The sequence below is a fragment of the Pseudomonas sp. AC070 genome (assembly GCF_979258635.1).
Genome location: NZ_OZ409871.1, coordinates 2,022,462 through 2,046,821 on the forward strand (window position 1 = coordinate 2,022,462; position 24,360 = coordinate 2,046,821).

At 57.6% G+C, this 24,360-nt stretch carries 15 protein-coding genes; 13 read left to right on the forward strand and 2 right to left on the reverse strand.

The window, feature by feature from the left end:
- Positions 1 to 21: 21 nt before the first annotated feature.
- Positions 22 to 2,394, reverse strand: a complete 2,373-nt coding sequence (locus ACZZ0Q_RS09220; RefSeq protein ID WP_463539240.1) for a catalase — start codon at positions 2,392 to 2,394, stop codon at positions 22 to 24.
- A 399-nt stretch (positions 2,395 to 2,793) separates the two neighbouring features.
- Here ACZZ0Q_RS09220 and ACZZ0Q_RS09225 point away from each other — a divergent pair, with 399 nt between their 5' ends.
- The 3 genes from ACZZ0Q_RS09225 to ACZZ0Q_RS09235 all read left to right on the forward strand — a co-directional run bounded on the left by ACZZ0Q_RS09225 (position 2,794) and on the right by ACZZ0Q_RS09235 (position 8,320).
- Positions 2,794 to 3,066 (forward strand): DUF1652 domain-containing protein, encoded by a 273-nt coding sequence (locus ACZZ0Q_RS09225; RefSeq protein ID WP_463539239.1) that lies wholly within the window; start codon positions 2,794 to 2,796, stop codon positions 3,064 to 3,066.
- 255 nt (positions 3,067 to 3,321) lie between these two features.
- Positions 3,322 to 7,446, forward strand: coding sequence for a chemotaxis protein CheB (locus ACZZ0Q_RS09230; protein WP_463539238.1), 4,125 nt, complete (start codon positions 3,322 to 3,324; stop codon positions 7,444 to 7,446).
- A 31-nt stretch (positions 7,447 to 7,477) separates the two neighbouring features.
- Positions 7,478 to 8,320 carry an EamA family transporter gene (locus ACZZ0Q_RS09235; protein ID WP_463539237.1) on the forward strand — a complete coding sequence of 281 codons (843 nt, stop codon included), beginning with the start codon at positions 7,478 to 7,480 and terminating at the stop codon, positions 8,318 to 8,320.
- Between the two features lie 15 nt (positions 8,321 to 8,335).
- Here the strand turns inward: ACZZ0Q_RS09235 and ACZZ0Q_RS09240 are convergent, their stop codons facing one another.
- Positions 8,336 to 8,503, reverse strand: coding sequence for a DUF2897 family protein (locus ACZZ0Q_RS09240; protein WP_122450515.1), 168 nt, complete (start codon positions 8,501 to 8,503; stop codon positions 8,336 to 8,338).
- 403 nt (positions 8,504 to 8,906) lie between these two features.
- Here ACZZ0Q_RS09240 and ACZZ0Q_RS09245 point away from each other — a divergent pair, with 403 nt between their 5' ends.
- The 10 genes from ACZZ0Q_RS09245 (at position 8,907) to ACZZ0Q_RS09290 (ending at position 24,276) form a co-directional block, all read left to right on the forward strand.
- Positions 8,907 to 10,595, forward strand: coding sequence for a ShlB/FhaC/HecB family hemolysin secretion/activation protein (locus ACZZ0Q_RS09245; protein WP_463560493.1), 1,689 nt, complete (start codon positions 8,907 to 8,909; stop codon positions 10,593 to 10,595).
- A gap of 31 nt (positions 10,596 to 10,626) precedes the next feature.
- Positions 10,627 to 11,295, forward strand: coding sequence for a CsgG/HfaB family protein (locus ACZZ0Q_RS09250; RefSeq protein ID WP_463542205.1), 669 nt, complete (start codon positions 10,627 to 10,629; stop codon positions 11,293 to 11,295).
- A 40-nt stretch (positions 11,296 to 11,335) separates the two neighbouring features.
- Positions 11,336 to 11,701: a DUF4810 domain-containing protein gene (locus ACZZ0Q_RS09255; protein ID WP_463539236.1), complete on the forward strand. Its 366-nt coding sequence runs from the start codon at positions 11,336 to 11,338 to the stop codon at positions 11,699 to 11,701.
- Positions 11,701 to 12,363, forward strand: a complete 663-nt coding sequence (locus ACZZ0Q_RS09260) for a DUF799 domain-containing protein (protein WP_463539235.1) — start codon at positions 11,701 to 11,703, stop codon at positions 12,361 to 12,363. The genes ACZZ0Q_RS09255 and ACZZ0Q_RS09260 overlap by 1 nt, the downstream gene beginning before the upstream one ends.
- A gap of 312 nt (positions 12,364 to 12,675) precedes the next feature.
- Positions 12,676 to 19,413 carry a two-partner secretion domain-containing protein gene (locus tag ACZZ0Q_RS09265; RefSeq protein WP_463560495.1) on the forward strand — a complete coding sequence of 2,246 codons (6,738 nt, stop codon included), beginning with the start codon at positions 12,676 to 12,678 and terminating at the stop codon, positions 19,411 to 19,413.
- A gap of 9 nt (positions 19,414 to 19,422) precedes the next feature.
- Entirely contained in the window at positions 19,423 to 19,875 is a 453-nt protein-coding gene (locus ACZZ0Q_RS09270) for a DUF2247 family protein (RefSeq protein ID WP_463539232.1), read from the forward strand.
- Between the two features lie 906 nt (positions 19,876 to 20,781).
- Positions 20,782 to 21,279, forward strand: coding sequence for a hypothetical protein (locus tag ACZZ0Q_RS09275; RefSeq protein WP_463539231.1), 498 nt, complete (start codon positions 20,782 to 20,784; stop codon positions 21,277 to 21,279).
- A gap of 160 nt (positions 21,280 to 21,439) precedes the next feature.
- Positions 21,440 to 21,991, forward strand: coding sequence for a hypothetical protein (locus ACZZ0Q_RS09280; protein WP_463560496.1), 552 nt, complete (start codon positions 21,440 to 21,442; stop codon positions 21,989 to 21,991).
- Between the two features lie 356 nt (positions 21,992 to 22,347).
- Positions 22,348 to 22,731 carry a hypothetical protein gene (locus tag ACZZ0Q_RS09285; protein WP_463539229.1) on the forward strand — a complete coding sequence of 128 codons (384 nt, stop codon included), beginning with the start codon at positions 22,348 to 22,350 and terminating at the stop codon, positions 22,729 to 22,731.
- A 1,278-nt stretch (positions 22,732 to 24,009) separates the two neighbouring features.
- Positions 24,010 to 24,276, forward strand: a complete 267-nt coding sequence (locus tag ACZZ0Q_RS09290) for a MafI family immunity protein (protein WP_463539228.1) — start codon at positions 24,010 to 24,012, stop codon at positions 24,274 to 24,276.
- Positions 24,277 to 24,360 lie beyond the last annotated feature (84 nt).

Genomic DNA, 24,360 nt, shown 5'->3' on the forward strand with positions numbered 1-24,360 from the left:
GCCGCCCTGCACCGCTGCTGGTTACACCTTCGGCGGATTGGTTTCGCGTTCTGGATGGCGGTGTTTAGCCACCGCTTCCACGAACGATTTCACCAAGCCTTTATCGGCCGCCTTCGCCACGATTACGCCCGGCACACTGCTGCCGATATCGATATTCGCCTGTTGCAGCAAGGCACTGCCGCCGCCTGCGCTGGCGATGGTTTTGCCATGGCGGAAAGCGTCGCGCAAAAACTCCAATGCGCGGCCGTCTGCTTTCAGCGCTTCAATGGCCGCTTGGCCATTGGGCACATACACCGCATCGAACAACGGCGAGGGTTGATTCTCTAGCGACGCATCGGCCACCACTTCGCCGCCTGCCGCGCCTGTGAACGCACCCACCCGCGGGCCTACCAAACGCACTACCGCGTCTTCGGCAATCAAGCCATCGGCGACAGTTTTCACGCTGGCCTCATCAATGCCGTTGGCTACCAGAATGGCGATCTGCCGCGTCTTGATGCTGCCGTCCCCCGGCCGCGCCAACAACGACAATGCCGGCGACAGTTCAACCTCGGGTTTCACCGGCGTTACCAGCGCTTTCGGCAACGGTTCCGGCAGTGGCGCGCCCAGCCCATCAGCGACACCTTGGGCCAGTTTTTCCGAGATGTTGCGCAGCTGCGCCAACATGCGCGTGCGCACGGCCGGCACGGTCACTTTGCTCAGTTCGAAACGCAGCGCGTCAATGATGTGCTGCTGTTCGAACGGCGCCTGGCTGTTGAAGAACAGCGTGGCCTGGTTGTAGTGCTCAGCGAATTTCTCCGGCTTGCCACGCACCTCGTCGCCTTGCACCGGCTCGGGGAAGGGTACAAAACCCATTTCGCCGGTCTGGAACGGGCAGCCGCCGGCCAGGGAGTTCGGCTCATACGCCACACGGCCACGGTTGATGGTTTGCCGATGCATACCATCGCGCTGGTTGTTGTGCACGGGCGCCAGCGGCGAGTTGATTGGAATTTCGTGAAAGTTGGCGCCGCCCAGGCGACTGATTTGCGTGTCGACGTACGAGTGAATTCGGCCAGCCAGCAACGGGTCGTTACTGAAGTCGATACCCGGAATCACGTGGGCGGCGCAGAACGCCACCTGCTCGGTTTCGGCAAAGAAATTGTCCGGGTTGCGATTGAGCACCATGCGCCCCACCGGCCGCAACGGCACCAATTCTTCGGGAATCAGTTTGGTCGGGTCGAGAATGTCGAAACTGAAGGCCTCGGCCTCGGCTTCGCTGACCACCTGCACACCCAGTTCCCACTCGGGATAAGCGCCGGCCTCGATGGCTTCCCACAGGTCGCGGCGGTGGTAATCCGGGTCGGCGCCGGAGACCTTCACCGCTTCGTCCCACACCTGCGAGTGCGTGCCGAGCAGTGGGCTCCAGTGGAACTTCACGAAGTGCGATTCACCGCGCGCATTGACGAAGCGGAAGGTGTTTACCCCGAAGCCTTGCATCATCCGGTAGCTACGCGGAATGCCACGGTCAGACATCACCCACATGATCATGTGAGCCGCTTCTGGCGACAGCGAGATGAAGTCCCAGAAGGTGTCGTGCGCCGACGCCGCTTGCGGCATGCCGTGGTGCGGTTCGGGTTTTACCGCATGCACCAGGTCGGGGAATTTCATGGCGTCCTGAATGAAGAACACTGGAATGTTGTTGCCCACCAGATCCCAGTTGCCCTGGTCGGTGTAGAACTTCACGGCGAAACCACGGGCATCGCGAGCGGTATCTTTCGAGCCACGTTCACCGGCTACGGTGGAGAAGCGCACAAACACCGGCGTTTGCTTGCCGGCTGCGGCGAATGGCGCAGCGCGGGTGATGTCGCTGAGGTCTTCGTAGGCTTCGAAGAAACCGTGAGCCGCTGAGCCACGGGCATGCACGATGCGCTCTGGAATGCGCTCGTGGTCGAAGTGGGTGATTTTCTCGCGCAGGATGAAATCTTTCAGCAGCGCCGGGCCACGCAGGCCGGCTTTCAGCGAGCTTTGGTTATCGCCCACCGGTACGCCCTGGTTGGTGGTCAACCCTTGGCCAGCGCTGTCTGCTTGCACCCGAGGCAGCTCGCCACTATTGGCATTGAAGCCCGGCTGCGCGGCGCCGATCTTCTCGTTGATATTGTCTTCACTCAAGGTGCTGGCGCCGACCACCGGTGGCGCGGCGACCGTTTCACCTGGGCTTGGCCGGGTGGAGGCAGCGCCGTATTCCTTGGCTTTGTTGGCATTGAACGGGCAGGCGGCGACCGTTTGTTGCACCGCCTCGGCCTGAGCGGCTTGCGCCGGTGTGGCGCTGGCGGGTTGGCCGGCGGTGGCCGGTGGTTGTGGCTGCTTGGCTTGTTTGGCGGAAGGTTTTCCGGCGGCGGGGTTTTTCGGCGTAGCCATTAGATGCTCCTGATCAGGTAGGTCCTTAGGGCGCGAGCGACCGTTACGGCGGGTTCCTCGCTGAAATCCGTTTAAGCCCCACGGTGGGCTTATGGGTTATCGAGAGCCGGCGGTACGCAGAGGTTCAGGGAATCTTGCTATCAGGTTGATTGAATGGCGCTATCAAAACGACGTTGCCGGCTCCTCCGTAGGCGCCAGCTTGCTGGCGAACCCTGGAAACGAAGTTCTTTCCCGTGCGAGCGAAATTCGCCAGCAAGCTGGCTCCTGTAGCGCAGAGAGAAAGTGTCCAGGCGAGCAATCGCCATGGCACTGCCGTGCTATCAGACCAAATGCGGGGCAGGGCGGCTGAACCTCGCCTAGGCTGATCTGCACCTTTTGCGAAACCCGCGAGGTTTGGCCGTGAAACGATCCTTTCCCGCCGCCTGTGTGTTGCTTCAGGAGCATTTCGCACCCCTTGGCCTGGAAGCCAGCATGGACAGCACCCATTCGATGCTGGTGCGTATCTACCAACCCGACAGCGGCGCCACGCTGCTGTCCATCGCCGGCATCGCCTGCAGTGCCAGCCTGCACCGCGATGACATCGAACGGATCATCGATGAAATCGAATCCGACATCCGCCTGTTACAGCCGCAATTGCTCAAGCAAAGCCTGGCGTTGTACTCGGTGGGATAAGCGCGCGTGCACTGCCATTACCCAGACGATTCGCCGGCTTGCATAAGCCGCTCCAGCCTTGCGCCGTGCCGTATTCCCCTTGAACTTTCCGGCCACGGGCAGCCCTATTAAAAAGGCCTGCCATAGAGGCGTCTTTGCGCTTTAAACTCTGTGCCCAGCCGTTTGCCTGCTGCGCGTTATTTTTTGCTTTCCACCGATCACAAGGCCGTCGATCAGGAACTTTTCCCGTCGCCCGCCTCACTGCCTGAGGTCTTCATGAGCGACACCCCAGAACCGCGCGATTCGGATTCGCCGTCATTGACGCGCAGCCATCTCACGTTTCCGGTTGTAGGCATTGGTGCCTCGGCAGGTGGTCTGCAGGCGCTCATTAAGTTCTTCGAGCAAATGCCCAGCGACTGCGGTATGGCCTTTGTGGTGGTCATGCACCTGTCGCCTGAACACGAAAGCCAGCTCGCCTACATTCTGCAAAAAGCCACGGCCATGCCGGTGCATGAAGTGGCCGAGGCCATCGCCATCGAGGCCAACACGGTGTACGTGATTCCGCCTGGCATGGACCTGTCGATGAACGACGGCTATCTGCGCCTGGCCACGCCGCAACGCACCCGTGGCATGCACGTCACCATTGACCTGTTTTTCCGCGCCTTGGCTGAAGTGCATCAAACCCACGCCATTGCCATGGTGCTCTCCGGCTCCGGCGCAGACGGCGCCGTGGGGCTGGCGCGCATCAAGGAGAAGGGCGGCATCACCCTGGCGCAGTCCCCCGACGAAGCCGAGTTCGCGTCGATGCCGCGCAGCGCCATTGAGTCGGGTGTCGTCGATATCGTGCTGCCGGTAGCCGAATTGGCGGCGCGCCTGGTACACCTGAGCGCCAACATCCAGGAATTGCATATTCCCCTCGCGCAGGCCCCGGACGAGGTGCGCAAGGAGCCGGACGCGCAACTGGCCAAATCTAGCGAAATTGCCCTTCGCGACATCCTCAGCCTGCTGCGAGCGCGCACTGGTCACGATTTCAAGCACTACAAACAAGCCACCGTGTTGCGTCGAATCGAGCGGCGCATGCAGGTCAACGGCATCAGCGATATGCCGGCCTACGCCACGCTGCTTAACGAGCACATGGAAGAAACCCCGGCGCTGCTGGATGACATGTTGATCGGCGTGACCAACTTCTTTCGCGACGTGGAAGCGTTCGAAGCGCTGGAGCGCGAGGTGATCCCCGCGCTGTTCGACAAACCCATCGACGGCGACGGCGACGCGCAGATTCGCGTGTGGTCCGTGGCCTGTTCCACCGGCGAAGAGGCGTATTCGTTGTGCATGCTGCTCAGCGAGCACGCCGAGCAAACCATGAGCAACGCCGAGCTGCATGTGTTTGCCACCGACATTGACGACAGCGCCCTGGCCATTGCCCGCTCCAGTCTGTACCCGGAATCGATTCTCACCGACGTCAGCCCCACGCGCCTGCGCCAATTCTTCACCAAGGAAGCGGCTTACTACCGGGTGAAGAAAGAGGTGCGCGAGAAAATCCTGTTCGCCACCCACAATATTCTGCGCGACCCGCCGTTCTCGCGGCTGGACATGATCTCGTGCCGCAACCTGCTCATTTACCTCGACCGCGACATTCAGGCCGAAGTGCTGCGCATGTTCCACTTCGCCCTGAACCCAGGCGGCCTGCTGTTTCTTGGCAGCTCGGAAACGGCTGATGCGTGCCCAAATTTGTTCGCTGTGGTGGACAAGAAAAATCGCATTTACCGCGCTAAAAATTCTTCGCACAAACGGCCGAGCATGCCCATCAGCACGTTCTCCGGCCCGTTGCCGATGCCCGTGCCGCGAGGGCTGAATGTGCCGCAGCGCAAACCCTCGTTTGCCGATGTGCACCAGCGTGTGCTGGAGCAGTACGCGCCGCCGAGCGTGATCGTCAATTTCGATTCCGACATCGTGCATATGTCGGCCCGGGCCGGCGAATTCTTGCGCTACATCGGTGGCGAGCCAACGCTCAACTTGCCTGCGGTCGTGCACCCGGAACTGCGCCTGGAACTGCGCACCGCGCTGTATCAGGCGATCAAGACCGGCAAGAGCGTGGACGCCCGCCGCGTGAAGCTGGAGCAGGGCGGCAGCGCCAGTTACGTGAACATGGTGGTCAAGCCGTTCCGCGATACCGAGTCGGCCAGCGACTACGTGCTGGTGCTGTTCGACAAGGTTGATGACAGTCTCGATCCGGGCCCGCTGCAACGTGGTGCCAGCAAAGATTCCGTGCTGACTCATCTGGAAGCCGAGCTGCAACAAACCAAAGAACAACTGCAACAAACTATGGAGCATTCCGATGCTTCCACCGAAGAACTGCGCGCCTCGAACGAAGAACTGCAGGCCATCAACGAAGAACTGCGCTCGGCCACCGAAGAGCTGGAAACGAGCAAGGAAGAGCTGCAGTCGATCAACGAAGAATTGGTGACGGTGAACGCCGAGCTGAAGGTCAAAGTTGACGAAGCCAGCAAGATCACCGACGACCTGCAAAACCTGATTTCCTCCACCGATATCGCGACGCTGTTTGTCGACCGGCAGATGCGCATCAAATGGTTTACCCCGCGCACCGGCGACATCTTCAACGTCATTCGCAATGACGCCGGTCGCTCGATACTCGACATCACCCACCGCCTCGATTACCCCGACCTGATCAGCGATGCCACGCGCGCCTTTGAAGAACTGCGACTGATCGAACGGGAAGTCACCAGCGCCGATGGCCGCTGGTACCTGGCGCGGTTTCTGCCGTACCGCACCACCGACGACCGCATTCAAGGCTCGGTGCTGACCTTTATCGACATCACCAGCCGACGCTTCGCCGAAGAAAAAATGCGCGCCGGCGAAGCCCACACCAAATTGTTGGCCCAGAGCATCAAGGCCTACGCAATCGTCACGATGGACTGCGCTGGCATCATCACTTCATGGAATGGCGGGGCTGAATTGCTGTTCGGCCACCTAGCCAGCTCGGTGATCGGCAAGTCGCTTGACTTGCTTTACCGGCAAGAAGACCGCGCTCAGGGCTTGCCGGAGCGCGACCGCCAACGCGCCGAGCGTGAAGGCCAACTCAGCGAAGCGCGTAGTTTCGTTTGCAGCAACGGCACCCACGTTCCCAGCCATTGCCTGCTGCAGCCGATGTTCAACAGCACGTTGCATGGTTTTGCGCTGGTGGCGCACGACCTCACCGAGCAGCAACGCCGCGCCGACGAAAGCGAAAACCTGCTGTTCACCGCCCAGGCTAGCAACGAGCGTAAAGACGAGTTTTTTGCCGTGCTGTCCCACGAACTCAAACACCCGCTGAACTTGATTCAACTGAACATGGACGTGATGACCCGCACGCCATTGTTCAAAGCCTCGCCGCCGCTTAACCGGGCTGGCGATGCCATTCAGGCCGCCGTGCGCAACCAATCGCGGATTATCGACGACCTGATGGACGTCTCCCGCGTGCGCACCGGCAAGCTCAACCTGAGCATGGCCGTGCGCGACTTCAGCGACTCCGTGCGCAACACCTTCGACATGTTCAAGCCCATCGCCGAAGGTGACCACATCGAGCTCACGTACCGCGACGAGGGCGAGCATCTGTTCGTCAACGCCGACAACACGCGGCTTGAGCAAATGATCTGGAACCTGCTCAACAACGCCCTGAAATTCACCCCGGCTGGCGGGCGCGTGAGTCTGGCCGTGAGCCGTGATGGCGACGCCGCCCGGCTCGATGTGGTCGACACCGGCCAAGGCATCGACCCGGATTTTCTCGGCAAGGTGTTCGACCTGTTCGGCCAGGCCGATATGCAACACGTGCACCGCTCCAAGAACGGCCTGGGCATTGGCCTGGCGCTGGTGCATCAGCTGGTCGAAGCCCACGGCGGGCGCATTGAAGCGTTCTCCGAAGGGCGAGGGCGGGGCGCGCGTTTCAGCCTGTGGCTGCCCATCTGCCTGCAAACCGAGCTGCAACTTAAAACCGGCATCGAGGCCGTCGCCGCAGCGGGCAGCCTGAGTGGCGTGCAGGTATTGGTGGTCGACGACTCGCCCGATATTCTCAACGTCATGGAAATGCTGTTAGAAGGCGAAGACGCCACCGTGACCACCGCCGAGAATGGCGAGCGTGGCCTGACGTTGGCCAAAGACAACCGCTACGACCTGATTCTCTCGGACATCGGCATGCCCCTGCTCGACGGCCACCAAATGATGCGCGCCATCCGCCACGACAGCGCCAACCCGCACACGCCCGCCGTTGCGTTATCGGGATATAGCACCAAGCAGGACGTGGACGATGCGGTGGCGGCCGGCTTCAACTTGCACCTGCAAAAACCGGTGGCCATGGACACGCTGCTCGAAGCCGTCGCCACGTTGCTGAAAAAGCCCCATTGAGGCGCTAGCACTACGCCGTTAAGGAGCACGCGTGTCGGTTTATCTGGTGGTACTGCTCGCGGCGCTGCTGCACGCCAGTTGGAATGCCATCGTCAAAGGCGGTACCGACAAACTGCTGAGCACCGTATTGCTCACCGGCTGCGGCGCGCTGATGGCGCTGGTGCTGCTGCCCTGGCTGGTGCAACCGGCCGCGGCGAGCTGGCCGTTTCTTGGCGCCTCGGTAGGCTTGCAGGTGCTGTATTTCGTGCTGGTCGCGCGGGTGTATCAGCTGGCCGACATGAGCCAGACCTACCCGATCATGCGGGGCACCGCGCCGTTGCTGGTGGCGCTGGTCAGCGTCATATTCCTTCAAGAACAGCTGCCGCCACTGGCGTTGCTGGGCATCGGGCTCATCTGCCTGGGCATCCTGGCCATGGCTTTCTCACGGCACGCCGGCCGGCAGACGCCGACCCAGCGGCTCGGCTTGCTGCTGGCGCTACTCAACGCCGGCGTCATCGCCGCGTACACCTTGGTCGACGGCCTTGGCGTGCGGCGTTCCGGTGCCCCGGTGGCATACACGTTATGGCTGTTTCTATTGACGGGCGTGGTGCTGGTGACGTGGGCAATGCGGGTTCGGCGCCGCCCCTTGTTGAGGTACGCGGCCACATACTGGCGGATGGGAGTAATCGGCGCGGTCGGCACCTTGGCCTCGTACGGCCTGGCGCTATGGGCCATGACACAGGCGCCGATGGCCGTGATCGCCGCGCTGCGCGAAATCTCGATCCTGTTCGGCGTGCTGATCGCCGGGCTCTTTCTAAAAGAACGCCTCAGCCCCGCGCGCATCGTTGGCGCCAGCATCATCGTCGCGGGCGCCGTGGTGTTGCGTTTGGCCTGAGGCGCTGCCTTTGAACTAGCGGTCTTGCGCTTCTTTTGCGTCCATTTCCGCATTGCGCTCATGGACCTTTCTGAGTTGCTCGTCCGTGAGGGGCAACTTCTTCGCCGTGTCGCGCAACATCATCAAACCGCCGACAATCGAGCCAAGCGCCAACGCCAAAATCAGCCAGGCATACCAAGGCATAACGTTCTCCTTAACTTTATACGCGGGGCAGAGATGCCAACCGCTGTGCAGGTTGGATCATCCACCCTTGAGAGCGTTCAGCCAATGTATTGAAGGCCGCGTCGCACCCCGTCCCCCGGGCCACCTACAATCCTGTAGGAGCGGCTTTAGCCGCGATGCCCTTGATCAAATTCGCCTACACGCGCTCACAAAGCAAAAACCGCTGAAACTCCCGTCCCGCACCGCTTTCTCGCCGCACTACCGTACCAATCACCTACGCGATGTAAGCCTTTCGCTATCCGACTTGTGAGTGATGTCGCAATAGTGGCCATCCGGTCAATAAAGCGTCGCCAAAATTTTGCGTGTCCTGTTTAATCCGCGCCTTCACGTTTTCCAAACCTTATCTTCAAGGGATTGAAGGCTTATGCCCGCGCTACGTTTTAGGGTGCTGCTGTGCACCTTGTTAGCTGTTTGCTCCACCGCATTCGCCGAGCTGCCAGCCGACCGCGACCTGATCCGCGACCGTCAGGAACGTGTGCTGCAAGAACAGCAACAGCGCCTGCAAGACCTGCGACAGCTGCCCGGCAAAAGCGCCGAGGCCACGGCGCCGGCCATCAACCCGGATGAGCAGTGCTTCGCCATCACCCGCATTACCTTGCAAGGCGCCACGCTGATTTCCCCCAGCCGTCAGGCCGAACTGCTGCGCCCCTACGAAGCCCAATGCCTGGGCAGCACACAGCTCAACGCGCTGCTGAAAACCGTCACCCAGTACTACCTCGACCACGGCTACGTCACCTCGCGCGCCTACCTGCCGCAGCAAGACCTGGCCGATGGCACGCTGGAGGTACTCGTTGTAGAAGGTCGCCTCGAAGGGCTGGAGCCATCCGCTATCGCCAGTCCGCGTGAACTGAACATGGCGTTTCCCGGCACACCGGGCGAGGTGCTCGACCTTCGCCAACTGGAGCAACTGGTCGACCAACTCAATCGCCTGCCATCGCGCCCGGCGCAGATGGAACTGGTGCCCGGCAGCGAAGTGGGCGGCAGCCGCGTGCGCTTGCAAGGCGAGCGCGGCAAACCGTGGCAAGCCAACCTCAACCGCCACAACGACGGCCAGAGCTCGACCGGCGAACAGCAGTGGGGCGCCGGCTTTACCTGGGACAGCCCGCTGGGCCTTGCCGACCAACTGAGCCTGCGCGGCGGTGGCGACACCGTGAGCGACCACTGGAAACACTCCGCCAACCAGAGCGTCGGCTACAACGTGCCGTACGGCTGGTGGTCGTTCAATTACAGCTACAGCCAGAGCTACTACCGCACCCGCAGCGCCGGCGCGGGCTTTGTGTTCGGCTCCGACGGCGACAGCAAAACCCACAGTCTGCGCGCCGAACGCGTGTTGCACCGCGATGACGTGAGCAAGACCGCCGCCAATTTCGGCGTAAGCCATCTGCAAACCCGCAACTACCTGAACAACAACCTGATCGACGTCTCCAGCCAGCGCCTCACCGAAAACCAACTCGGCTTCAACCACGGCCGCCGCATCGGCAACGCCTTCGTCAACCTCGACGTCGGCTGGCAGCAAGGCACCGGCGCATTCGATGCCCAGGCCGAAGGCAACCCTCACCACAACCAGCCGGTGGCCCGTTACAACAAATACAGCCTCACTGCGAGCTACCTACAGCCCTTCACCCTGTGGAATGAAAACTTCAGCGTCGACAGCCTGGTCAACGGTCAGCGCAGTGAAGACGTGCTGTTCAGCCCGCAGCGAATCAGCCTGGGCGGCCTCAGCTCGGTGCGCGGCTTTAAGGAGCAATCACTGTCCGGTGACAGCGGCGCCTACTGGCGCAACCAGGTGCGCTGGCGCCGCCCCATCGCCTTTGAACCGCTGCGCCCATTGCTGCAGGAATACGGCGTGGCGCTGGCCTACGACCTCGGCGTCATCCACGGCAACGGCCACAACGGCACGCAGCACGGGCGCCTGTCCGGCAACGCCGTGGAGTTCAGCACGCGCGGTCGCAACGTAGCGGCCAGCGTAACGTTCGCCCGCTCGCTGGAACGCCCCGACGCCATCGAGCGCCAGGAGCACCCCATCTATTTTCGCGTCGACCTTTTTTTCTAACCGTTTACCCAGGGAGTTTCACCGCATGTTGATGAATAAAACCGTGGCTTCTCCAGCGCTGCTGGCGCTGTTGGTAATGGGGCTGGCCGGCTGCGCCACCGAGTCCTCGCGCAGCGTGCCTGTGCAGCAAGTAGTCAGTGCCACCACCGCCTACAACGGCACCCGTAGCCCGATTGCCGTGGGCAAGTTTGATAACCGCTCGAGCTACATGCGCGGCGTGTTCTCGGATGGTGTGGATCGCCTGGGCAGCCAAGCCAAAACCATCCTTATCACCCACCTGCAACAGAGCAACCGCTTCAAGGTGCTGGACCGCGACAACATGGGCGAAACCCTTCAGGAAGCCCAAATCAAAGGCCAGGTTCAGCGCCTGAGCGGAGCCGACTACGTAGTAACCGGCGATGTCACCGAGTTTGGTCGCAAGGAAGTGGGCGACCACCAACTCTTCGGCATTTTGGGCCGCGGCAAAACCCAGGTTGCCTACGCCAAGGTAGCGCTCAACATCGTCAACATCTCCACCTCCGAAGTGGTGTATTCGGCCCAGGGCGCCGGCGAGTACTCGCTCTCCAACCGCGAAGTGGTGGGCTTTGGTGGTACCGCCAGCTACGACTCCACGTTGAACGGCAAGGTGCTCGACCTGGCCATGCGTGAAGCAGTGGACAAACTCGTAGGCGCAGTCGATAGCGGCGCATGGAAGCCGTAACGCTGAGCAACTGAAGCATTTAAAACAGGGAAAGCAGGGAATGAATTTGATGTTTTCAGGCCAGGGCATGGCCGCCATGTTGCTGGTCGGCAGCATGGCATTGGGCGGTTGCGCGCAGCAGCCAGCGCTGTACCAGTGGGGCAACTACCAACCCCAACTGCGTGAGCATTTCAACGGTGGCTCGCCCGAAGCGCAGCTGGACGTATTGAAAGCCGATCTGCAGAAAATCCAGGCAAAAAACGGCGCGATACCGCCCGGTTTTTACGCGCAAATGGGCTTGCTGTATTCCAGCCTGGGTGACGAGGAACTGACGATGCGTTCCTTCGAGAACGAGAAGGCATTGTTCCCGGAGTCGGCGCCGTACATGGACTTCTTGATGAAGAAGAAAACCCCGGAGGCTAAATAATGGCGCGCTACTACCGCACCTGTGCATGGCTTGTGGCACTGGCACTGTTGGGCGGCTGCGTCGCACCGCCCAAGAGCCTGGATTATTCGGCGTACAAACAAGCGCGGCCGCGCTCCATTCTGGTACTGCCGCCGGTAAACGAATCGCCCGACGTGAAAGCCACCTACGGCATGCTCTCGCAAGTCACCGTGCCGCTCGCCGAAGCCGGTTACTACGTGGTGCCGGTCGCGCTGGCCGATGAAACCTTTCGCCAGAACGGCCTGAGCACCGCCAGCGACGCCCACCAAGTGGCCCCCGCCAAACTGCACGAGATTTTCGGCGCCGATGCCGGCCTGTACATCACCGTGAGCCAGTACGGCACCCAGTACCTGATTCTGAGCAGTGCCACCACCGTAACCGCCAGCGCCAAGCTGGTAGACCTGAAAACCGGCACCACCTTGTGGACCGGTTCGGCCACGGCCTCCAGCAACGAAGGTAACAACAACTCCGGAGGCGGGCTGGTTGGCATGCTGGTGACGGCTGCGGTCACGCAGATCATCAACAGCTCCATGGACGATGCGGCGTACCCCATCGCCGGCACCACCAGCGGCAGGCTGCTCTCCACGGCCAAAGGCTCAGGCCTGCTGTATGGCCCGCGTTCGCCCAAGTACCAAAGCGACTAACCCGTTTATGTGCTGCAAACACCGCCCCGCAACTCCATGCGCGGACGGTAATTGGATGGTTTGGTTTAAAAGCCCCTCACCCCCAGCCCCTCTCCCGCAAGCGGGCGAGGGGTGACGATTGCCCGGGACTGACTCGGTCTGCCCCCTCTCCCGCTTGCGGGAGAGGGCTGGGGTGAGGGGCCTTTAATTTTCAACACTAGACATCAGATCGCTCGCCGCAAACCCCGCTTGTGCGCGCCGCCTACGCACCTTGGAAGTGAGGCAACGCCTTCACCGGTAGCGCCCTTCAAACACCGATAAAAGAGTACCGAAATGGACGTTCGTAGCCCGCTGTTCCAAAACATCGCCTGCATCCTGATGGGGGTGATGTTTCTAAACCCTATTGTCAGCACCGCTGCAGAGCTGACGGTGGACGCGGCGGCGGGCGGCAACACGAGCCTTGGTAATGCGCAAAATGGCGTGCCGGTGGTGAACATCGCCACGCCTAACGGCAGCGGTTTGTCCCACAACAAATTTACCGACTACAACGTCGGCCAGAACGGCCTGATCCTCAACAACGGCACCGCGGCGTTCAACGAAACCCAACTGGGCGGCGTGATTCTCGGCAACAGCAACCTCAACGGTCGTGCCGCGAACCTGATCCTCAACGAAGTTACCGGCGGCAACCAGAGCCAGCTCAAGGGCTACACCGAAGTGGCCGGGCAGGGCGCCCATGTCGTAGTCGCCAACCCTCACGGCATCACCTGCGACGGCTGCGGCTTTATCAACACCCCGCGCGCCACACTCACCACCGGCACGCCGGTTATCGACAACGGCAAGCTCGACCACTTCGACGTCAACGGCGGCGAAATCAACATCGAGGGCGCCGGCCTTAATGCCTCGAACATCAGCCAGTTCGACCTCATCACCCGCAGCGCCAAACTAAACGCCGAGCTGCAAGCCCAGCGCCTAAACATCATCGCCGGCCGCAACGAGGTGGATGGAACCACCTTGGCCGCCACCGCCAAGGCTGACGACGGCAGCGCCAAGCCGCTACTGGCCATCGACAGCTCCGCGCTCGGCGGCATGTACGCAGGCGCCATCCGCCTGGTCGGCACCGAAGCCGGGGTGGGCGTAAAACTCGCCGCCGACATGGCCGCCAGCGGCGGTGATATTCAAATCGACGCCAACGGCAAACTCACCGTCGCGCGCGTCGCCAGTGCCGGCAGCGTGAGCGCCACCGCCAAGCACATCGAGCTCACCGACAGCGTGTACGCCACGCAAAACGCCACGCTGACCGCCGACCAGATCGACATCGCCAGCAGCCTCGCCAGCGGCGCCAACCTGAGCCTCACAAGCGCCGCCATCACCAACAACGGCAGCCTCGAAGCCGGGGTGAAAGCCGACGGCAGCGGCAACAGCGCCGCACTGCTCGATATCCAAGGCGGCACGCTAAACAACAACGGCAGCGTCAGCTCCCAAGGGCGCTTGAACACCGATCTGCAACGTCTGAACAACGCCGGCAAAACCATCCTCGCCGTGGGCGATGCCAGCGTAAGCGCCACCACCCTCGACAACCGTGGCGGCACGCTCGTCGGCCAACAAACCCTGACCGTCACCGCCGACAACCTTGACAACCGCGCCGGCACCCTCGCCAGCAACAAAGCCCTGAGCCTCACCCTGACCGACACCCTCAACAACAGCGCCGACGGCCTGCTGCTGAGCAAAGCCGATGGCCTGACCCTCACCGCCAAAACGCTGAACAACGCGGGTGGCACCGTACAGGCCGACGGCAACACGCTGACCGTTGTCACCACCGATACCGACAACAGCGCCGGCAACCTGCAAGGCGACAGCATCAACCTCACCGCCACCGGAACACTCATCAACAACGCCGGCCGCATCGCCGCCACCCAAGGCCAACACACCGTCACCGCAGGCGCCCTCAGCAACCAGGGCGGCAGTCTGCTGGCCAAAACCGAGCTCACCGTTAACGCCGCCAGCTTCAACAACAGCGACGGCACCGTTGGCGCCAACACCGTCGACCTGAACCTCAGCGGCCACCTCAACAACGCCGATGGTCTGGTCGAATCCGCCACCGCCTTGCAGCTCAAAGCCGGCAGCGTCAGCAACAGCGGCGGCAAACTGCGTGCCCTCGGCAGCAGCGGCACCAGCGCGTTCGAAATAGGCGGGCTGTTCAGCAACGATGGCGGCTTGGTCGAAGTCGGCAACGCCACCCTCAGCCTCACCAGCGCCAGCCTCAGCAACGAGCTCGGCACCGTGCGCCACCTCGGCAACCAGTTCGCCCTGGCGCTGGCCGACGTCGGCAACGCAGGCGGCAGCTTTATCACCAACGGCGAGCTGACCCTCAACGTCGCCAACTGGACCAACACCAGCCAGCTGCAAGCCAACAGCATCAGCCTCAACGTCGGAAACTTCAGCCAAACCGCCACCGGCAAGCTGCTCTCCAAACAAAGCATCACCGCCACCGGCGACACCTGGCAGAACGACGGCAGCATCGAAACCGACGGCGCCCTCAGGCTCACCCTCACCGGCGCCTACAGCGGCAACGGCGCGCTGCTCAGCCAGGGCGACCTGACCGTAGTCGCCGCCAGCGTCGACACCGGCGCAGACGCACAATGGAAAGCCGGTGGCGACGTCGACTTCAGCGTCGGCGGCACCCTCATCAACCGCGGCAACATCACCGCCGCCCAACGCCTGCTCGCACGCGCCAGCACCCTCAACAACTACGGCACCTTTGGCGCGGCCACCACCATGCGCATCGAAGCCGACAGCTTGCTTAACGACGGCGGATTGATCTTCAGCGGCGCTGATATGGCGTTGCGTACGGGGAGCTTCGTTAACCGGTTGGCCAACGTATACAGCCTCGGCAACCTCGACATCGCCGCCAACGACGCCGGCGATGCCGCCACCCTGGTGGAAAACCGCTCCGGCACTCTGGAAAGCAGCGGCAACCTGAGCATCCACGCCACCACCGTCAGCAACATCCGCGACGTACTGAAAACCACGCAAAGCAAATACAGCGCGCGCATTACCGAGCTGCCGTGCAGCCGTTACTACGGCGCCAGTGACTGTGACGGCAAGCGCAATGGTGTGTGGGAAATAGAAGAATTCGACCGCCTCGCCGTCAGCGCCGACAGCACCGCTGCGTCGTCTCTCACCGCAGGCGGCACGCTCAACCTGCGCGGCACCACGCTCACCAACCAGAGCAGCTCCATCAGCGCAGGCAGCGACCTCACCGTGCGCGTGGCCAACCTGCAAAACACCGGCATCGAACCCGGCGAAGTGCGCACGTATCGCGTGTTCAAATCCGAGCGCACCGACAACATTGGCAGCTGGCAACGCGAAGCCCAGCAATTCACCGCCACGTACTGGAACAAGAGCAGCGTCGACTCCAACAGCCTGATCGCCGCGCTCGCCCACTTCATTGGCCGTACCGAACGCGAGAACGAGGCTTTCCGCGTCATCACTCCAATGCCCAGCGGCGACCTCAGCTACTCCGGCATCATCCAGACAGCCGGAGCGGTCGACATCACCGCCCAGGCCGACTTCGACAGCAGCGTAGTGCGCCCCACCTTCGCCTACGTCGCCGGTGGCAACACCGCCGACACCAGCAGCGCCGGCAGCAACTTCGCCACCGCCATCAGCATCAACCCGCAGCTACCGCCCGACACCACCCAACAAGCGGTCACGCTGCCCACCTTCACCTTGCCCCAAGGGCAAAACGGCCTGTTCCACGTCAACACCGACAACAGCCACCCGTACCTGATCGAAACCAACCCGGCGTTCGCCACGCTGCGTGGCTTTCTCAGCTCCGACTATTTGCTCAACGTCATCGGCTACAACCAGGACGTGACCCAGCGCCGCCTCGGCGACGGCCTGTACGAACAACGTCTGGTGCAACAAGCCATCGTCCAGCGCACCGGCAAACGCTTCCTCGACGGCCTGGCCTCCGACGAAGCGCAATTCAAATACCTTATGGACAACGCCATCGCCAGCAAAGCCGCGCTCAACCTGGTGCCCGGCATTGCCCTGAGCGCCGAGCAAGTGGCCGCGCTCACCCACGACATCGTGTGGATGCAAGAACAAGAAGTGAACGGCCAGAAAGTGCTGGTACCGGTGCTCTACCTCGCCCAGGCCACCGACCGCGTAGCGCCCACCGGCGCCCTGATCCAGGGCCGCGACGTCACCCTGATCGCCGGCAGCGACCTCACCAACAGCGGCACCTTGCGCGCCACTAATGCCCTAAACGTCAGCGCCAACAGCATCGCCAACAGCGGCCTGATGCAAACCAACGAACGCCTGTCCTTGCTCGCCACCGACAGCATTCGCAACGCCCAGGGCGGCATCATCGCCGGCAAAAACGTCAGCGCCATCGCCCTCACCGGCGACATCACCAACGAACGCAGCGTCACCACCCACCAATCCGCCCAAAAGGGCTTCGAACGCCGCGAAGACTTCGTCGACAACGCCGCCGGCATCGAAGCCAGCAATGCACTGACCTTGTCCGCAGGACGCGACATCGTTAACCAGGGCGGCAGCCTGAAGGCCGGCGGCAACGCCGACCTGAGTGCCGGGCGCGATCTGCTGATCGTTAGCCAGAGCGAGACCGACGTCGCCAACAACCGCAATCGCAAGGGGTATAGCAATCGCGAGCAGGTGAAGCAGTTTGGTTCGGTGGTGGAGGTGGGAGGGGATTTGAAGGCTGAGGCGGGGCGAGACCTCGCTGTAGTGGCAAGCAGCGTCAAGGCAAAAGGCGACGTTGATCTGTCGGCAGCAGGCGAAATCACGATTGCTGCCGCGGCCAACGAAAGCACGAGCGACTCATATCGAAAGAGTGGCGGTAAAAAAGTCACCTCGCAGGACAGCGTCATACGCCAACAGGCGGCTGTGATTGAAGCGGGCGGCGACCTCAACATCAACGCGGGCAACAACCTTGTCGTAAGCGCGAGCGAGCTTAAAGCCGGCGACGAGGCGTTCCTCTATGCCGGTGACAAATTGGCGCTGCTGAGCGCAGAAAACAGCGACCACCACCTGTTCGATATGAAGAAGAAAGGCGGGTGGGGCGCCAAAGAAAGCCGAAAAGACGAAACCACCAGCGTGCGCAACGTCGGCACCACCATCGTCACCGGCGGCGACTTGAGTCTTGTAAGCGAAGGCGACCAGCTCTACCAGAAAGCCAGCCTGCAAAGTGGCGGTGACCTGACACTGGACAGCGGCGGCGCGATTACTTTCGAAGCCGTTAAAGATCTGGAGCAGGAAAGCCACGAGGAAAGCAAAAGCGACTGGGCTTGGACCAGCTCCAAGGGTAAAGGCGACACCGATGAGACCCTGCGCCAAAGCTCAATGGTCGCCAAGGGAGACGTCGTTATCCGGGCCGTCGATGGGCTGAACATCGACATCAAGCATATCGACAGAAAGACCGTCAGCCAGACCATCGACACCATGGTGGCGGCAGACCCAAGTCTTGCCTGGATCAAAGAGGCGGAAGCGCGCGGTGACGTGGATTGGCGTCGTGTTAAGGAAATCCACGAGTCGTTCAAATACCAAAACTCCGGCCTTGGTGCTGGCGCTCAACTGATCATCGCTATTGTCATGGCCGCCGTGGTAGGTCCTGCCGCATTGGGCGCGCTTGCCGGCGCAGGAACCACGCTCGCCGCAGGCGGTGCGGCAATTGCCACAAGCGCGGCAACCAAAGCGACTGTTAGCGTCATCAACAATCGCGGGGATCTGGGCCAGGTGGCGAAAGACGTTACCTCGAAGGAAAGCCTTAAAGACTATGCGGTAGCGGGTGTTGCAGCTGGGCTGACTGCTGGGGTGTACGACAAGCTGACAGGCACCCAAACCAACCCGAACATCGACAAAATAAATACGACGAGCCTCAATACGGTCGGTGGGGTTGGCCGCTTTGCTGCAAATCAGACGCTGCAGAGTGTAACCACCGCAGCGCTGAACCAAGCCGTAGGTCGGGACGTCGATTACGGCGATGCCCTCAAAGGCGCCCTCTTAAGCACCTTAAACGCAGTGGCCTTCAGCGCCGTTGGAGATTTCGCCAAAGATCAAAACTGGGCAGACGGAAGTCCTCAGAAGATCGCTTTGCACGCCATGGTTGGCGGAATGCTCAACAAAGCAGCGGGCGGCGACTTCAAGACTGGAGCCCTGGCCGCAGGCGCGAACGAAGCGCTGGTCGCTCAACTTGATCAATTGGTGCAGAACGATCCGAATTTACTGCTGATGTCGTCGCAGCTGGTAGGCGTTGCGGCTGCGGCCACGGTGGATGGAGATTTGCAGCAGGGGGCGGGGATTGCTAAGGACGCGACTAACTATAACTATCTGCTTCATCGAAAGAATGCTGAAAAGGCGATTGAAGATGCTAAAGGGCGCTGCGCAATTGACGCGCGTTGCCCGGATGGCGGCCAAGGCGTTGACCCTTCAAGTGTTCTCGCAGCTCTGGACGCGCTCGCCTCGAAGGATGAAGCCGCTGTTTTAAAACTCGACGCGGAGTCTCTGCGCTTCGCTGCGTATATGTTGCGCAGTGATGAAGATCTGCACTACGAGATCTTTCTTCCGGAGACAGCGGAGGAGACTTCGCTTAATGTCTCGAAGTGGCTGATAGACATCTTTTATCCTGGGATCGGAGGGAAAGCCAAAACTGCGAAGGTTGTTGGTGAGGTCTCGAAAGAAGCAGCGGAGAGCATTGAAAAAAAATTTGCTGAAGCGTTGGCAGAGAATTCGACTCAGAAGGCGGCTGCTGGAAACCCGGTTCTAGGTAAACCAAGAGTAGGAAGCGCAAATAAACCTGCCGATGGCCAGCATGGGTTTAACGACATTATCGATAACTATGCTGTTAACGCTGTCAAATTTGAAATACCAACCAAAGGTCCGGGTGGCGAAGTGGTCAGGCTGTCGGAGCTAAGACAGCTTGAAGGTAGCAACAACGGAGTAAGTGGGGTATTTGAATGGATCGTTGATGGAGGGAATGTAACTCATCGGCGCTTTATTCCGGGCGGGAAAGTCACGGGGCTGCCAAATCAGGTCCCCAAAAAATAGGAGGAAAAAATGTCTCCGTTCAAGATACTGATTGGATTAGGTTTGATGTGTTGGTCGACGATTGTTCTGGGATTTAGGAGGGGATGGGTAAAAAGGGGGGACGTTTTTGACTATGCTATCAGTCTGCTTATGAGCGGCGAAGACGCGAACAGTGGCGATGTTTCTGTTATTGCGGGCGGAGAATATCTGAGCGACGAGGAACTGCTCGGCTTGATGCTCAAGCAAACAGAAAGGCCGGATAGTGTTGCTGATTTGGATAAATGGCGATTGGCTTTTTTATCATGTATCGAAGCCTCAAACGATACCGATGATGAGAAAATAAGCCGGCTTCAGGAAGTCTACGCAGATTTCGACTATCCGGAGGATATGGCTTCTTGCAGCATATATTCCCAAGATGGTTTGCCACCACTAATTGCCATGCATAACATTATTAAGTTTTTAAGAGGTAAATATTTGCTTTAAAATACTTAAAACCCCATCACGAAGGGCGACTGGGAGAAATAGAAAAGCAGAAAAGGGGACATTAAGCAGCTCTAATTTACGAGCTACATTGTTCGGTTTCGTTTCGATAGGTAGATACAGCTATCGCAAATGCTGCCAACTATAGTGGCTTTTACAATAAGGCCAGTGCTATGATCCGGAAATTGCTGAGGGGCATCTATTTCATAATGGGAATAAACGAACTGCTGTTGAAGTTGTTGACCAACTAATAATGAAGAACGGAGTCCATGGTCCTCCAAAAAGATTGATATGGAACGTTATAGATAGAGTCGCAACAGGCGAATTGAAAAATGTTCAAGATATCTCACAAGCACTAAGAGGGTTGAATTAATGTCTGTGAGTGAGTTTTCAGATAAGTACGCAGCACGATTTGGTTTTCCAAGCATGAGTAGTGTTAGCCTGGAAGAATTTATGCAGGTATTAGAACTGGTAGCCACGAAATACAGAGGATTTTTTTTATTAAAAGTAGATGGTGAGAGAGTGGCGGACATCTATACTTTTGTCCTGAATCTATCTTCAAGCCACGACGTGGTAATCAGGAAGGATACTGACATTATGCGAGCCGGAATGGATTTTGTGTTTTCTGAATTAGAATGCGCTGGCATATATCCATGATGGTATTTGAAAAACGGGACAGATTTATTAAACAGCTGTAATTTACGAGCTACATAGATCCAGCATCAACGCGGGCGGTTAGAAGGAACCGATCGGTTTGTTGATGAGATTGAATATCCAAGAGGGCTACGTTGAAAGGGCCGGGGCGGCCGAAATTAGAGTATTTTAATAAATCTGAACCACCCCCCTTTTCTGCTGATACGTCGTTACCGCCATCAAACCGTCTAGTCAACAAATGAAGAATTTTGGACTATGAAAACTATCGATAGCTTGGGTATTTTTTGGTCGTTCTCAGACCCGGAGAGCGGGCAGGTATACCAGGACGAAGTAAACGGGCTGGTTTTTTATGCGTACTGGTCTGGTGCGGTTCCCGAGTCTATAGATATACAAAGTTTTATTGATATTTGGTGTGGGCGCGCGGAGGCGAAAGCGCGGCGCTGGCAGTCCCTGACAAACTGCAGTTTATCCATCGATGTAAAGGTCAACGATTGGCCGGTTCCTGCCGATTGGACCAATTATATAAACAGCTCGCTAAGGTGGTTCTTGAATCGCGACGCCACGCTGTCGTGGTGTGGGAGTGAAATTAGTAGTCCTTCCCTTGATGTTTTTAGCGGTAATCCGTCTGGCTCCGTATATGCAGTGCTTTGTGAAAGAAAGGGATTTTATGTAGGATCGCAACTAGATGAAGAATACAAAGATGTTGACCAAAATATATTGCTCTCCTTTAATTCTTTTCTTATGAAAAAGTAAAAATATATAGTGAAGAAAAGGGGGCGGATTTATTAAACAGCTCTAATTTACGAGCTACATAGACCTAGCATCAACGCGGGCGGTTAGAAGGAACCGATCGGTTTGTTGATGAGATTGAATAAACGAGCCATCAGTAAAATCAGATTTTCTGGAGAATGAAATGTCTGCTACCCAAATTGGCTTGGCGGAAACGACCTATCTGATTAATAAGCTTTCGACCATAGTTGATTTTAAAAAAGATTTACCTCTAAACCTTTTCAAAGGAGAAACGTATAAGTTTTGGTTCTTCGAGAGGCCACTTTTTGGCTATACGGATCTCGTTCAGGGCCTCGCTTTACGAAGCCACATCGATTATGAAACCGATCTATTAGTGAAGTTTTCGGGCAGCGAGATTGCTGAAAACTTGCTTTATTGCGTGGATCGGGAGAAATCTGACGCGAAAATCGAGTGGCTGTCCAGAAATTCCCTTGATTTTTTTTGTGGGAAGGTCGGATATCCTATCGTGCTATTTAATCGAAGCTTCGATTGGGTTGCGTTTGAAAGTGCGTTTGAGGAGTTTGGTGTTATCGCGGTCAAAGAGGCCGCCTCAGAATCAGGGTTTTGTAAATACTTAAATCAAGAATTCATTTCCTTTGACGATTTTTTGAGTTTGGCCAAAGGGACGAATTCGGAAGGTCTGATGGCGAAGGAGTTTCTAAAATATTATGGATGAGAAATGGGGGATCTATTAAACAGCTGTAATTTAAGAGCTAGATGGACCCAGTATCCAGCACGGGCAGTTTACAGGAACTGATCGGTTTGTTCATGAAATTGAACATCCATCAGGGCTGCGAGTTGAAAGGCGAGGGCCGGGGCGGCCGAAATTAGAGTGGTTTAATAAATCTGTCCCTTTTTCTTGAAAAAAGCTGCAAAACAACAAGTTGCTTAATCCAGAAGGGAGGAAGTTGTTTTATTTGCGCCAAATGTAACTAGTGCACAGCAAATAAGGGCTTACGGAAATGCTGGTATAAAAATTGTGAGTAGCATGGAAGAACTTATGGCTTACGGGAAAAGCAGAGGGGGGTTGTAATGAGTGACTCAGCAATGATCGTTTCCTCTCATGAAGTTACAGAAGAGGAGTTTCATTCACTAATTAATTCTCTGGGCGGTGATTTAATTCGTCCATTTCGCGGTTCGGTCGCATGTGATGAATCGACCGTTTGGGTTGGATTAATATATGAAGATGAATTTCGAGATTTTTATGAGGAAAATTTGTTAGATTGGGAGGCGTATTTAAGAGGAGCGCCTAAAGCGATAATAGAAATGCGACTAGATCACGCGCCCAAAGCGCGCGATTTATGCTTGCAAGTCGCTTCTGAATTCGGAAAAAGGTGGCCTTCTTTGTTAGTTGATGTCGACGGTGTTGATGTCCCGTACTGCGTATTGGCGGAAAGGTTGCGTAAAGAAAAATAAGTAAAGAAAGGGGCTCAAAAAAAGGGAAAAAGGGGGCAGATTTATTAAACAGCTCCGATTTACGAGCTACATAGGCCCAGCATCAACGCGGGCGGTTAGAAGGAGCCGATCGGTTTGTTGATGAGATTGAATATTCAAGAGGGCTACGTTGAAAGGGCCGGGGCGGCCGAAATTAGAGTAGTTTAATTAATCTGTCCCCTTTTTTCAGATCGCAACCGCCATTGAAACGATTTTTTTCAAAAGGCCGATGGGTCAGTAGTCCGTTATAACCGACCATAGGGGCAGCAGATATGCCAAAATTTGGATGTGTATGTGGGTGTGTAATAAACTTATCCGGTGAAACCGGAGCCGCAGAATTTAGTCTGGTTCCCGAGAAGAGAATCGATGAATTAGGTGTTCTACTCGCAGCCGGCGCATTATCCGAAGAACGATTTTACGAAAAGATCTCCGAAGGTTCTTCTGTGGTTTATATTTGCCCTAAGTGTGGCCGACTACATATAGATGAGGGCGGCGGGATGTTTCGTTCATATATCAAGGAAGTAAATAAATAAAAATGCAGAAAAGGGGGCGGATTTTTTAAACAGTTCTGGTTTTTTGGAACAGGTGGATTAAAGATCGTGGAATTTCTTAAACAAGTTGGCATGTTGTTGCCAGGTAAGATCGAACGTGTTTCTTGGGATGGCGAAGCGCTCGAACTGGCATGCTCAACATTAAGTTAGAAATAAAGGGGGTAGGTGTTTATTTTGGTGGCCAATAACGGAGCGAAAATAGAAAAGGGAAAAAGGCGGCGGATTTATTAAACAGCTCTAGTTTACGAGCTACATAGACAGAGCATCCAACGGCGCGCAGTTAAAAAGGAGCCGACCGGTTTGTTGATGAGATTGAACATTTATCAGGATCGCGTTGAAAGCCGAGGGCCAAGGCTGCCGAAATTGGTGTAGTTTAATAAATCTGTATCCTTTGTCCCGCATAGGTGAGTAGAAAATGAGTGAGCGTCATATTGGATGGGAACATCGAGGCAAAACCATCAAGGATCTAATAGCCGAGCTCAATTCTTTTGAGGATAAAGATCTGAAGGTTGAGCTCTCGTTAGATGGTGGGTCTAGGAGCAGACCAATAAGTTTAGTTGGGAAGAAAGATGGTAAATGCATGCTAATTTTTATTCCGGAATGAGAAAGAGGGGGTGGATCTGCTAAATCTCTCTAATTTACGAACTGCTGACCAGAAGAAAATCCGTCTTCTTTTTCTTACTGTCCCTTTTTCTTACTGCATACCCAAATGAAAGGAAAAGACATGGGTAATCCGGAGAGATTAATTCGAGCCGCTTTGGAAGAACTCTCGGGCTGTTTTGGCGATGAGACTGAAACGAATGTTCGCGAATTGCTATCCTCTGGCGAATCAGGGGTGGCTCTAGAAGTGTTATGCATTCAGTTAGTCGAGTTTGATATTGCTGTTCCGATGACTGTAAAGGAGCAGCTCTCACTAGGGGCAAAAACCATGGGTATGAATATTCGTGAGTTGACTGAACTAAGAGTATTAAATTAAAAATTTAAAAATGCTTGAAAAAAAGGAGGAGGATTCATTAAGCAGCTCTAATTTACGAGCTAGATGCAGAAAAAGGGACAGCTT